Below are 11,546 nucleotides of genomic sequence, written 5' to 3' on the forward strand. Positions count from 1 at the left end.
TTTTCATCAAGGAAAATAAAGCGTCCATAAAAGCCCGTTTTTCTAATGATTATGCGACGGGATGTCCTCATGGCTTCCGGGCCATGTTCAATAATGCAGGAATGATCAATGCTGCTCCGCATCCCATGGCAAATAGAGGGTTACGTAAAACATCGAAGCTATTCAATGCCAGCAATATACCGGTGAGCAGCATAAACGACCCCGCGACAAGTCCGGTAATGTCAGGTAAGAGACCCGTCTTTGCCGGACATGCCGGGACCGTCGATAAAGGCTCTTTATCATTTAGCGCCTTTTCTATTCCCCGCACCCTTTTCTCCAGCGCCGATAGCGGGTCATCGTAATAGGGCGCACCGGATTCTCCCGCGACGAACTCGGTCGGATCATACTCGTCTTCGCCATCAGGCCCCGATGACAGCCTGATCTCAAGAGCGCTTACCCTGCCGCTCAGTCCCCTGAATCTTTGCTCAAGGGACAGTATCCTTCCGTCTATATCGCTTTCCGGGTTCCTGTAAGTATGATCGTTTCCCTGTAACATATTTTCATCAAATAGAAATTAAGTCGTAAACTATAAGTAATTTACCATAAAATGAAAATAAGTATGATCCAATGCGATAAAGGTACGGATTTTCTGATCATGAGGCTGATAGTCGTGCTTATCGCGTCCGGGATGCTGCTTGTTATGGCTGCGACGTATTTGAGCGGGTGCATAACGGACATATCCAGGGGTAACGCCAGAGCCGAAATAAGCAATGTTGTGGGGTCCGCTAAACTGGAATATACTGCAGGATGCGCGGGTCCCGGCTCGGGAATAGACATAATGGTCACGGTGCCCGAGTGCGTTGACAGGATAGTGCTGGGAAGCTCGCCGGGACCTCTGGAACCGGGAGAAGATCTTGACAGGGAACCGCAATCGTATTTTATTAAATTTAAGGACGGGCAAATAGAGACGTTTTTCTCTGACGTGCCCCTTGCTTACGGCGATATCGATACGGGAGAAGCATATGACAGGCCTGTCGATCTATATCCCGGTAAATATTTGCTCAACATCAGGACGATGAGCGTGAACGGTGATCCCATGGCGGCGATATTCGGAGGCAGAATATGAACAAGGATGACTCGGGCTGGGACCTGGGCGTTATAACGGGTTTAGGTATCACTGTGGCTTCCGCGGTTTTATTGCTGGCGGCATTTTGTATCTTTAAGGGAACGGCTCCGTCGGATACCACGATAGCCCTTCACTCGACAGTATGCGAGATCACAGGGGACATTGACATGGCATATTCTTTAACGATACCTTACACGTATGAGAGATCGTATGACCTGGATAATGTCGATGTCATGATAGCATCGGACCATATAATTGCCATGGGAGCAGGCTGTAAGACTTTCGTAAAACCGCTTACTGCGAGAGTGTATCCGGCGAAGTGTATTGAAGAGCAACATGTCTTATGGAACGATACGGCAGGGATGAGAGAATACCTGAACAGGACATATGGCGCTACGGGAACCGATGAGCTTCCGCTTGACGATCATAGCTTTAAAAAATTCCGGGGCATTATGGAAAAAGCTGCAGAAAGCATGATAATGGATCCTTTGAAGATATCGGGCAAAGACGGGCTGACCATTGAAAAAACGTTCATCCATGTCAGGGACCCCGGGCAAAATATCAGGAGGGAGGGCTTTGTTTTCATTAGTACGCGATGATAGTGCCATGACAGGCCCCTACACCGACATCCCTGCCGTAAGCATGGTCGCCATAGGCATGATCTTATTCTGTTACATTGTGATGATGGCCTATTCTTCATACATGTCTGGCGTATACTATGCTACGACAAAAGACGACATCAGGGCAATCGCCAGTATCGTGCTTCATGATCCCGCGATCGCTTTCGAAGGGCATCCTGGCGTCCTTGACGCCGTAAGGATGGACGGCGTGAAAGACCATTTTTATCCGGGTATCGGTTATCCCGGCTCAACAGTGACAGCTGTCATAAACGCCGGGGAATATTCCTGGGAATTCGGAAAAGAGGCAAAGGGAAAGTCGATAAGTTATATGCTGCCGGTATCCGTCAGGCTGAATGAAGCTCGGTGCATTCCGGGGACGCTCACGGTTACGATGTGGGAGGAGGGCTGATGGACGACCTCGGATATTCCACGATGATGGACGCTATAATGTTCCTGTCCATGGTATCTGTCTGCGCGCTCATATTAAGCCCTGCGATATTCAGCGATAGAAGGGAGATGTCGACTTCTGAGGCATCTCTTAGAAAGCTCGCTTCATCCACCCTGCTATCTATGGAAAGCGCGAGAGCGGACTATTTTGAGCACAGGATCATGGGGGACCTGGCTGATGAAATTGCCGGCATAGGTGCAGACTCATACCTGTACAGGGAAATGACTAGCACGCTGCTCGGAAGGGGCAGCAGGCACAAGACCGTAATGGAGATAGCCGCCGAGAACGCCGCATGCCAGTTCAAGATCCGGGCCGGCGAGCGAACGCTGAGGCTAAACCCGTTCACAGGAGATTATGATAGAGCCGCCGTAGAGATGCTGGAGAGCTTTATCTCAGGATGCGTTGATAGCAGGTTTTCATACCAATTCACGTTAACATGGTCACCGTTCCCCGGGGTCCCTTTCGAAGGTTCTGTGACAGCAGGCGAGACTGCGCCGAATGGAGCCGTATCCGCAGGCACATATGTCACGATGCCTTATGCGACAAATATCAATAAAGAGAGCATTAAGACGCTTATCGCCCCGGAGCTCGATGATATTGAGAATAGCATAGAGGCGTACAAAGAACACGAAGATGACGATAGGCTCCGGAACGATATTAGAAGAGGGCTGGAGAAAAGCTTAGAAAAAACCGCAGATGCAGCCGTTAATGAAGTATGGCAAAACACAATAGGCCGCATAAACGTCAATAATAGCCGGTTCAGGCTTCCCGACGCGTTTTTAACGAACAATACTGAAGAGATGAACTTTACGGCACATTTTCCCGAAATTAAAGATGCACTATGCTCGATGGTAGTGATGCAAAACTCCCTGAGACTTGACAGTCTTTCCGAAGAGTTGGCCATGGACATAGAGAGCGGTTCGATTGACGGGAAAAATGCCGGAGAACGCATAGTTTCCTGGTTGTCCTCAATGTACGAGCCTGCGAGGGCAAGGGCATGCCTCTACATATGGGTGGACTCTCATGTCGCTTAAGGAAGATGATTCTGCCAGGGTACCGTTCGCTATCATAGGCATTATTATGATAATCATGTCCGCCGCCATTTCTGCATACCTTATGAAGATGGAGTCGCAGGAGATATCAAGGGCTCAACTGGACGAAAAGGACGCGATGCTTAACGATGCCATATCTTTCGCCGTGGCAGATATAGACCTCGCGTTAAATTATGCGGGCATGTATGCCGAATCCGAGATCGGGTTAAGGCCGGTGGCTAACAGGTCGGCTTCAAGCCCGTTATACGGGTCTCCTGATAAGGTGAACATGGACAGGATCAAATACCTGACACATAAGAGGCTTTCAGATCACCTTAAGTCTAATTACGGTAAAAACTCATTCGTATATGGCGACTATGCGATCGAGGCGTATCTGACCGGAGGATATTCTTCCCTGAACATCGAGCCCGTGAACATGAGCATGGAGCGCATAGTCGACAGCCCTGTCATTAAGTGTGACGAGGAATATGCTGCATACTATATCATTTCTGCCCCCGTGAGAATAAACATCAAAGAACAGGGGTCTGACCTTTGCCATATCGAGGACCATACGGCCAGGGCGCTGATAACGTCTCGCTACCCCCTTATGAAGCAGCTTTGCGAGGAGTACGAAAAGCGTCTCGCAGGCGACGCGTTCTTCATAGACATGACAGGAGCGTCCTTCGCATACACTCTGGCAAGAGGATATAGCCAGTATGTGACCACCGAGCCGATGAACATCGTTGATAATTCTCATCTGGAGCTCATAGTGAACGGGGCGTCTCTTCTGGAGCAGGGATTCGTGTTTAACTCCGTCGACCCGTTAAGCCTGGCGTCGTTAACTGTAGAGACCGCTGAGAGCGTTTCGAAGACACCGCAGGACAGGTATGGTCATGTGAACCAGTATAACTTTTCAAAGAACTCGATGGACAGCGTACAAAATTACGGAGAAGACACCGAATATAGCCGGGAATATGGTTTTAACGCGGACAGGATCATCGATTCCGCGTTCGTGAACGCGCTAAAAGGCCCGGGCATCAGGAATACTATAGATTCCGCATACACTTGCGAGATGCACATAGAGATCAAAAGGGATACTAAGGGAAATACAAGCAGCCCATATGTAAAAGAATTACTTGACCGTTCACTATACCCGGACACGGAATTGCCTGTGCTTGCCATGGAAAAGTGGTCGGTGAGCGACAGCGGAAAAAATGAGATCGTGACACTTGAGTATGTAGCGGATGACTATCGGCTTGCACAATACGGGGGTGATGTATGCTCCCCATTTATATCAGGCAGTTATTCGGGCCGTAAGGACGTGAACATGGAGGCCTCAGTGGATAGCTATAAGGAGGCTATCGGCTTTGGCTCGAAGATCGATAACATCCTATCGGATAAAGGGCTATACCCGGATGGTTCGAGCGCCTTTAAACGCAGCTTCTCGGTAAAGCGGGACATGTGGGTGGAATGCGCTGCAAAGGATGAACTCTATGAGCTGTCAGGGCAGCTTAAAAAGGACGTCTCGGTCACGATAAGGTCCGACGGCTATGCGTCGCCGCAGGAAATGCTCGCGGAAGCCTCGACGAAGATGGAAAAGGAGTTCAACGCACGCTACGGGCAATATCTTCTGAAAGAAAAGTATACGGAAGGAGATCTCTTCAAGACATGCGGTGCAAAATCACTCTTTAATATCAGAAGATCCTTCCTTGAAGACATTAAGGCAGGGCTTAACGACTCATCGGCGTCGTCCGCATCTTCCTTAGAAAGTTCGATAGACAGTGAAATGGGAAAGTACACTGGTTCCATGAACTCCTCTAGCCTTTCAAGAAATGCCGGCGTATCCAAAAATTTCCTCACGAACAACCTTTACATACCTTTTGGCCTGGCGATGAACCTGTCCAGCGATAATTCCATGGACGGGAACTATTCATGGAGCGAAAAGGTCACTATTGCAGTGAACCAGAAGCCGGATTATCTGTGCACGGTACCTTATGTCGATCCGGCTACCGGTTATGCTTCATATCCGCTAAAAGTAAGGAACATATGCATCTTCACAATACCGTGCGATCCTGACTCTGTGGCCGGTACCGGGAATGCGATACTCGACGGTATCGATTCCGTGCTTGAAGCTTCAGGGGACGTCTCAAACGATACGGTGTCGGTTAATTCCAGGGAGGTCGCAAGCCGCGTTTCTATTGATGCGGTATTGATGATGAAGGAGGAGATCGGTGCTGCCCTGCTCACCGATATGGAGATGTGCGGGGCGGTATCCGAAAGAGACATCGATAATGCCGTTGAGGATTCTATCAAAGGCTTAACTTCGTCAGAGATCATCAAAGGCCTGAAAAACGGCATCATACAGCAGGACATCGCCAGGTCGCTGTCAGACCGGGCCTGCGAAGAGATCCGTAAGAGGGCAGGCGCAGAAAAAGAATATTGTGATTATATACGAGAAAAAACGCGAATCGTCGTCCTGGATGCATGTGACAGGGCGGTCTCTTATGCATTATCGGAAAATGGCAGTGCCATAGAGAATAATTTTAAAGATTTCATCGCGGCCGGGGAGAGGTCAATAGAGAAAGAAAGCGTTAAGGCTGCTTTAAGATCGATACCTATGGGGATGCCTTTGCTCCCCCCGTACGGGTACTGGGCGACGCTTAACGTATGGTACATAGAGGTCGACGGCGAGATACCTGTTTTCACGGTCTATGATGCCGACTGCGAGCCTGTGCCGGACCCCCTGTTCGGCCATGAGGCCGTGTCATATACCCGGCAGAGAGACCTGGGTATCGACGATGGCTACGGGATACTCGGTTACAATGAGCCGATCAGGTTCCATACTGAAACATCGACGTTCATCCTGGTGCCTCCCGGAAAAGCGGGCGCAGGGGACAGAATAGGCGGATGGGATGAAAAAAGTCCCGGCTACATTTCAGCCGGCTAGGGACGGCAACATGGCGAAATATATCAAAGCAGCGGCCATCCTGGTGTTCGGATCGCTTTTATGCATATTATGCTGTCAGGCCGGGGCCGCCTCCATCAAGGCATATTGCGACGGGACCGAGGCCACGGTGGATAATATCAGTATTGTTACAGGACAGAGATTTACCGTAGATGTTCATATCACGGTCTCGAGTGATGCGACTATCTACCTGATGCTCTATGAGCCGGGCTACATAGACGCTTATAGGCGTGTCAGCGGAGATAAGACAGGCGCAGTTATCGTCTCAAAGTCCGGAGGAGGGGTCACGTCCCGCTACAGGTGGACTCTAGCCCCGAGCGGCAAGTGGACTAATGGGACTGCGCCTGTGAATGTGGCATACAAAATACTTGAGGACAGGGACGGGAGCCTTACAAAAAAGCTGACATATGGCGACTTTACCGTTGTGAACTATTATATTACCGGCGATAGTGGCAATAATATCGAAATAGCCGCAGTGCTGGCGGCAATCTGTATAGCCATAATGGCGGTATGCCTGAGGTTGTTGCTTCTGGCCTAGCGCTTTGCCAGGTCATAAAAATATTTTATCTTAGAGCTGTGCTCGATCATCGCCGTAGTGTTAAAACAGTCCCTCAGGTCGGGACCTATGGCGAAAGACCCGTGTCCCCTGTTAACTACGCCTTTTACTTTGTGAGACGCGAATATGCCGGTTAAAGCGTCATACAGCTCTTTTGACCCGGACTCGCCGTCCACGATAGGTATGGTGTTTAGGAAGGGGAGCCCTTCGCTATCCAGCGGCCTGATCTCGCTCTCGCATAAAAGCGACTCGATTATGGCGAACTGCGGGTGAGCGTGGATAATTGCCCGGGCGTCGGTCGCCAGGTATATCGCCTGATGGCTGGTGGTCTCCGATGACGCTTCAGGAGGTATCCTTGAGGATGCAATGCTGACCTCTATCACGTCCTCTGGCCCCTCGATCTCGTCTAAAAATACTCCGGTCTTTTTGATCATCAAGCCCTTTTCAGTGCGAACGCTTATGTTGCCAAACCTGGATGCCACAAGGTTATTCTGTGCCAGTTTTTTCCCCCAGTAAGAGATCTCTTGCCACATCATATCCCCATAAAGCACGCATAATATTATAATTATGCGGTCTTAATGTATTATGGAAGGGGATAGTATATGCGGTATTCCAGTGGAAACAAGGGGGTTGTGCGGGCATCATGGTCTCACATTTAAAAGCATGGAAAGATGAGTATACTCGAGCCACATGGCGCGGGCCATATAACATCGACCATATGAAAAAATATCTGGCCGGAGGCGCAAAAATACTGGACATCGGATGCGGCAACGGCAAGCTATTGATACCCCTTGTTAGGGCAGGGTTCAACGTCATAGGTATAGACCTTAGCAGGGCAGGCCTGTTAACTATCCAGCATCCGGGGTGCCTCATTCAGGGTGATGCGATAAACCTTCCTTTTAAGGATGAGGCTTTTGACGCGGTAGTATGCTATGACCTTATCCAGCATCTGCTTGAAGAGGAACGCGATCGGGCCATAAGGGAGATCCGAAGAGTGCTGGTGCCTGAAGGCACGCTTTTTTTGGAAGTGTTCGGAAATAAGGATATGAGATATGGCGGCACTCTTGTCGAGCCGGACACGTTCAGGAGGCAGACCGGCATTATATACCACTACTTTAGCGAGGAAGAGATCAAGTCCGCCCTTAAAGATTTCACGATATTAAGTTTGGAAAGCATCACCACTGTCAAGATGTTCCACGGGGAGAACTTTACCCGCCACAGGATCACTGCCATAGCTCAAAAATAGGCCCAAAATTTTTGTAGTGCAACCATTAGTTTACGATATTACAGTAATTATAATATTCTTGAGCGCATGCTAGATTATTTTAAATATGAGGCGGACTAATGGTATGTAGCTATGAGCAGTAGAGGGTGACCCCGGAAAATGGACATTATGGACAGCTTATATGGCTTTTTCGGCACTTCTGACGTGAAGATCGTTGCAGCGGATATTTTAGTGGCGGTCGTGCTTGCCGTTTCTATAACTTATCTTGTCCTGGAGGTTTTAAGGATCATTTCTGAATATACCAGAAAAGAAGAACTTGTCGAAGAAACGATAGAGAATGCGCCTGTAGCCGAATCACTTCCGGAGAAAGTAGAGGTCATCAGCCCCCCGGAAAAGCCGGTCGTATCCATAAGGCCTGTCATAGAGGTCCTTAAAGGCACTCTTCAGGAAAGCACTAAGGCCATAGTGGATAAATATGAGCTTGAATCCCTTACGATAGCATCTTACGACGGGCTTCCCATCACGTCGACAGCCGGGACCCCCGACGAAGAAGCTGCGATCTATACGAATAAGTATAATGAGATCAAGAAGACACAAAATTCGTACTTTTTCATAGAAGAAGAGAACATACACCTTTATGAGTTTGAGAGCGGCTCGTCGAAACTGGTCGGGGTCGCAAAGAAGAAGGGAAAGATGTCTCCAGAGGAAATAAAGGGGTTAAAAGAGGATACTAAAAAGATCATTGATAACTTTGCCACTGTAAACAAAAAGAGCACGATATAAGGGAATAAATAATTATTTTTTTATAGTTAACGATCTTTGACGCCTCCGCGTTTTAATGAGCACCGTATTATGCCTTTTTTATTGATATCCGATAGGCCGGCAGATACTAAAAAACACAAAGTTACATCCAAAAAATGCCGAAATTAGATGCTCTTTGAGCCTTTATCATGACAAGGATATTATACTGTCAGGTGAATCTGACATATGTAATCGTCAGGAAACGGAGAACGGATAATGGATACATCACGTATCGACACGATAACCTTTGACCTCTGGAATACACTCATATCGCATGACGAGCTTTACGATGAAAGCATTCGCCGGGCGAGGACAGAAGGCATTATGGAGGCCCTTAAGGATAAGGGCATCATCGTCGGGATGGAGGACCTTGAAAGAGCTCATGAGCTTTCGGGACAAAAATTACTGGAGAAATGGTCCGATGACATAGACGTGGATGTCGATGGACAGCTCGAGATATTTCTTAGATGCCTGAACGTCGACCCGTCCCCTGATAATATGATGGCGATCGAAAGCCCGTATACGGACGCAGTGTTAAAAGTAAATCCATACCTCGTGGATGGAGCCGTTGAGGCTGTGTGCGATATGAAAGAAAGAGGGTACAGGATAGCGCTCATATCAAATACAGGGCGCACCCCTGGAAAAGCCATGAGGAAGGTCATGAAAAATTTCGGCCTGCTGGATCTCTTCGATGTTACAGTTTTCTCAAATGAGGCGGGCTATCAAAAGCCACATAAAAAGATCTTTGAGATGACCCTGGAGATGATAGGCTCCTTACCGTCGAAGGCCGTACATATCGGAGACCATAGCGTGCTCGATGTGCTGGGAGCGAGACGTATGGGCATGAAGTCGGTCAGGGTCATGAAGCATGCCAAAAAGGACGACGGCTATCACGAGCCGGATATTTATATTGATGACATCACCGGGCTTCCGGAAGCCATTACAAAACTGGAAAAATGATACCGGGACCGGCATCGGGCAGTACGGGAACATATATCAGGATAACGTCACTCTTTTTTTAGAGATAAAGGGCAGATAATGCCCCGATTCTCATATAAGTCAGCCGAAGGGATTTAAATCATCCGGGATAATTATTCGTTGTCTGGAGCGGGGAAATGATCAACACGGTAACGTTTGACGTATGGAACACTCTTCTAATCCATGAGTTCTACGATGAGAGGATGAAGTTTGCCAGGATGGAGTGCATAAGGTCGGCGATGAATAAAGCTGGCTTTGACTTTTCTTTTAAAGACATGGAAAAGGCATACGAGCATACCGAAAACTGCCTCATGGAGCTATGGAGCCGGGAAAGGGACCTGGATCTTGACGGCCATTTAAAGCTATTCCTCGAAGGGCTCGGCATTTCCAGATATGACGGATACGTTGAGATGATCAGAAAGCCCTATTCACAGGTCTTGCTTCGTTTCTCGCCCGGTGCCATCGATGGCGCCGAGGATTTGCTCAGGACGTTAAAAAGCAAAGGCTACAGGATAGGTTTGATATCGAATACCGGGCGGACTCCTGGCATAACGATGAGGATATTACTTGACAGGATGGGTCTTTCCCGGTATTTTGACTCGATGACATTCTCGAACGAGGTCGGGTACATTAAACCGAACAAAAAGATATTTGAGATGTCCCTGGCGAATTTCGGGATAAGCCCGCAGGAGTGCGTGCACGTCGGAGACAGTATGCTGCTCGACGTTTATGGCGCAAAGTCATGCGGCATGAAGACAATACATTTCACAAAATATTCAGCCGAGTTCGAGAAGTATGCCCAAAAATACTATAACGCGAAGGGCAGGCACGAAGATCCTGATGAAGTTGTAGGATCGCTGCCCGAGGTGAGCGATGCTATCCGGCGCCTGGGAGGGCCATAGCAGCCGGTCCCATAAGTTACTATGTATATATCGATTTGCCTTTGATCAGTTCCTTCACAAAGGCAACTAAGGGCACGGTTTTTTCACCACGAAGCGCACGAAGGCGAACAGGAACACAAAGGACTTTTTTAGAAAATTATCATATTGGAAAAAATTTGTGGTCCTTGTTCGCCTTCGTGCGCTTCGTGGTAAAAATGGTGGACCTTCGAGCCCTTAGAGCGCTCCCATGAAAAACTTTTAGATGGTTTCTTTAAAAGTGGGCATATAACATTTGTTCTGGTATCGATGTTCTGGCGTTGTTCCTGTCGGATGGCAGGTAGACACATAACCTCACAGAAACACGGAAACACAAAATTTTTTTTTAGAATTTAAGGGCACGAAATCTCAAAGATTTACTCACCAAACCACAAAGGGCCCTAGTATCACTGTCAACGCACCAACAGCCCAAACGCTCGGCTCAACGCACCAACCTGCTCTAATTCACCAACGCTAAAACAAGACCCGAACATTCTCCAAACCACTAAAGTTTAATATCCCGGTTTGTGTTCCCCTTGACCTATAGCAGGGATATTAGTCGTGTAAGCGTCAACCGTGCAGTTAAAATTTAGTGTTTTTGGAGAATGTTCGGGTCTTGTTTTAGCGTTGGTGACTTGGAGAGGTTAGTGCGTTGAGCCGAGCGTTAGGGATATTAGAGCATTGACAGTGATACTAGAACCCTTCGTGATTTAGTGAGAGAGATTTTGGGGTCTTTGATACCTTAAAAAATCATATAAAAAATTTTTGTGTTTCCAGTGTTCCCGTGCTTGTGTTTTTTGGGTTTGGTGTGTTGTTGGTTTTGGTTGTGGGGTAGAAAAGTGTTTTTATTGTTTTGAAGGTGGATTACATTCTTTTTTGGTATTTTATGAGAGAATGTAT

The 11,546-nt window shown here is 48.0% G+C and carries 12 protein-coding genes; 10 read left to right on the forward strand and 2 right to left on the reverse strand.

Annotated elements, in window-relative coordinates; genetic code table 11:
- Nucleotides 1–67 precede the first annotated feature (67 nt).
- Nucleotides 68–535, reverse strand: coding sequence for a hypothetical protein (locus CUJ83_RS14995; protein WP_230743275.1), 468 nt, complete (start codon nucleotides 533–535; stop codon nucleotides 68–70).
- A 63-nt stretch (nucleotides 536–598) separates the two neighbouring features.
- Here CUJ83_RS14995 and CUJ83_RS15000 point away from each other — a divergent pair, with 63 nt between their 5' ends.
- From CUJ83_RS15000 to CUJ83_RS15025, 6 genes are read left to right on the forward strand one after another with little or no spacing between them, the layout of a single operon-like run.
- Nucleotides 599–1,105 carry a hypothetical protein gene (locus CUJ83_RS15000; protein ID WP_230743277.1) on the forward strand — a complete coding sequence of 169 codons (507 nt, stop codon included), beginning with the start codon at nucleotides 599–601 and terminating at the stop codon, nucleotides 1,103–1,105.
- The gene (locus CUJ83_RS15005; RefSeq protein WP_230743279.1) at nucleotides 1,102–1,704 is read left to right on the forward strand and encodes a hypothetical protein; all 603 of its coding nucleotides are present in this window, start codon (nucleotides 1,102–1,104) and stop codon (nucleotides 1,702–1,704) included. Before CUJ83_RS15000 ends, CUJ83_RS15005 begins: the two co-directional genes overlap by 4 nt.
- Complete coding sequence (locus tag CUJ83_RS15010; protein ID WP_230743280.1) at nucleotides 1,682–2,134, forward strand: DUF7285 family protein; 453 nt, start codon at nucleotides 1,682–1,684, stop codon at nucleotides 2,132–2,134. The genes CUJ83_RS15005 and CUJ83_RS15010 overlap by 23 nt, the downstream gene beginning before the upstream one ends.
- The gene (locus CUJ83_RS15015; protein WP_230743282.1) at nucleotides 2,134–3,207 is read left to right on the forward strand and encodes a DUF7284 family protein; all 1,074 of its coding nucleotides are present in this window, start codon (nucleotides 2,134–2,136) and stop codon (nucleotides 3,205–3,207) included. Before CUJ83_RS15010 ends, CUJ83_RS15015 begins: the two co-directional genes overlap by 1 nt.
- On the forward strand, nucleotides 3,197–6,151 hold the full coding sequence (locus CUJ83_RS15020; protein ID WP_230743283.1) for a DUF7286 family protein: 2,955 nt from the start codon (nucleotides 3,197–3,199) through the stop codon (nucleotides 6,149–6,151). The genes CUJ83_RS15015 and CUJ83_RS15020 overlap by 11 nt, the downstream gene beginning before the upstream one ends.
- Nucleotides 6,117–6,707 (forward strand): sarcinarray family MAST domain-containing protein, encoded by a 591-nt coding sequence (locus CUJ83_RS15025; RefSeq protein WP_230743285.1) that lies wholly within the window; start codon nucleotides 6,117–6,119, stop codon nucleotides 6,705–6,707. Before CUJ83_RS15020 ends, CUJ83_RS15025 begins: the two co-directional genes overlap by 35 nt.
- Here the strand turns inward: CUJ83_RS15025 and CUJ83_RS15030 are convergent.
- Complete coding sequence (locus CUJ83_RS15030; RefSeq protein ID WP_230743287.1) at nucleotides 6,704–7,261, reverse strand: aldolase; 558 nt, start codon at nucleotides 7,259–7,261, stop codon at nucleotides 6,704–6,706. The genes CUJ83_RS15025 and CUJ83_RS15030 overlap by 4 nt on opposite strands.
- Before the next feature lie 107 nt (nucleotides 7,262–7,368).
- Here CUJ83_RS15030 and CUJ83_RS15035 point away from each other — a divergent pair, with 107 nt between their 5' ends.
- The 4 genes from CUJ83_RS15035 to CUJ83_RS15050 all read left to right on the forward strand — a co-directional run bounded on the left by CUJ83_RS15035 (nucleotide 7,369) and on the right by CUJ83_RS15050 (nucleotide 10,631).
- Nucleotides 7,369–7,971: a class I SAM-dependent methyltransferase gene (locus CUJ83_RS15035; protein WP_230743288.1), complete on the forward strand. Its 603-nt coding sequence runs from the start codon at nucleotides 7,369–7,371 to the stop codon at nucleotides 7,969–7,971.
- A 138-nt stretch (nucleotides 7,972–8,109) separates the two neighbouring features.
- The gene (locus CUJ83_RS15040; RefSeq protein WP_230743289.1) at nucleotides 8,110–8,733 is read left to right on the forward strand and encodes a hypothetical protein; all 624 of its coding nucleotides are present in this window, start codon (nucleotides 8,110–8,112) and stop codon (nucleotides 8,731–8,733) included.
- Between the two features lie 234 nt (nucleotides 8,734–8,967).
- On the forward strand, nucleotides 8,968–9,711 hold the full coding sequence (locus tag CUJ83_RS15045; RefSeq protein WP_230743290.1) for an HAD family hydrolase: 744 nt from the start codon (nucleotides 8,968–8,970) through the stop codon (nucleotides 9,709–9,711).
- Between the two features lie 155 nt (nucleotides 9,712–9,866).
- Entirely contained in the window at nucleotides 9,867–10,631 is a 765-nt protein-coding gene (locus tag CUJ83_RS15050) for an HAD family hydrolase (protein ID WP_230743291.1), read from the forward strand.
- Nucleotides 10,632–11,546 lie beyond the last annotated feature (915 nt).

This window comes from Methanooceanicella nereidis, from assembly GCF_021023085.1.
In the GTDB taxonomy this organism is placed as follows: Archaea; Halobacteriota; Methanocellia; order Methanocellales; family Methanocellaceae; genus Methanooceanicella; species Methanooceanicella nereidis.

Coding starts and splice junctions, on each gene's coding strand:
- CUJ83_RS14995 (WP_230743275.1), bottom strand. CDS start 535: ATGTTACAGGGAAACGATCATACTTACAGGAACCCGGAAAGCGATATA.
- CUJ83_RS15000 (WP_230743277.1), top strand. CDS start 599: ATGATCCAATGCGATAAAGGTACGGATTTTCTGATCATGAGGCTGATA.
- CUJ83_RS15005 (WP_230743279.1), top strand. CDS start 1,102: ATGAACAAGGATGACTCGGGCTGGGACCTGGGCGTTATAACGGGTTTA.
- CUJ83_RS15015 (WP_230743282.1), top strand. CDS start 2,134: ATGGACGACCTCGGATATTCCACGATGATGGACGCTATAATGTTCCTG.
- CUJ83_RS15020 (WP_230743283.1), top strand. CDS start 3,197: ATGTCGCTTAAGGAAGATGATTCTGCCAGGGTACCGTTCGCTATCATA.
- CUJ83_RS15025 (WP_230743285.1), top strand. CDS start 6,117: ATGAAAAAAGTCCCGGCTACATTTCAGCCGGCTAGGGACGGCAACATG.
- CUJ83_RS15030 (WP_230743287.1), bottom strand. CDS start 7,261: ATGATGTGGCAAGAGATCTCTTACTGGGGGAAAAAACTGGCACAGAAT.
- CUJ83_RS15035 (WP_230743288.1), top strand. CDS start 7,369: ATGGTCTCACATTTAAAAGCATGGAAAGATGAGTATACTCGAGCCACA.
- CUJ83_RS15040 (WP_230743289.1), top strand. CDS start 8,110: ATGGACATTATGGACAGCTTATATGGCTTTTTCGGCACTTCTGACGTG.
- CUJ83_RS15045 (WP_230743290.1), top strand. CDS start 8,968: ATGGATACATCACGTATCGACACGATAACCTTTGACCTCTGGAATACA.
- CUJ83_RS15050 (WP_230743291.1), top strand. CDS start 9,867: ATGATCAACACGGTAACGTTTGACGTATGGAACACTCTTCTAATCCAT.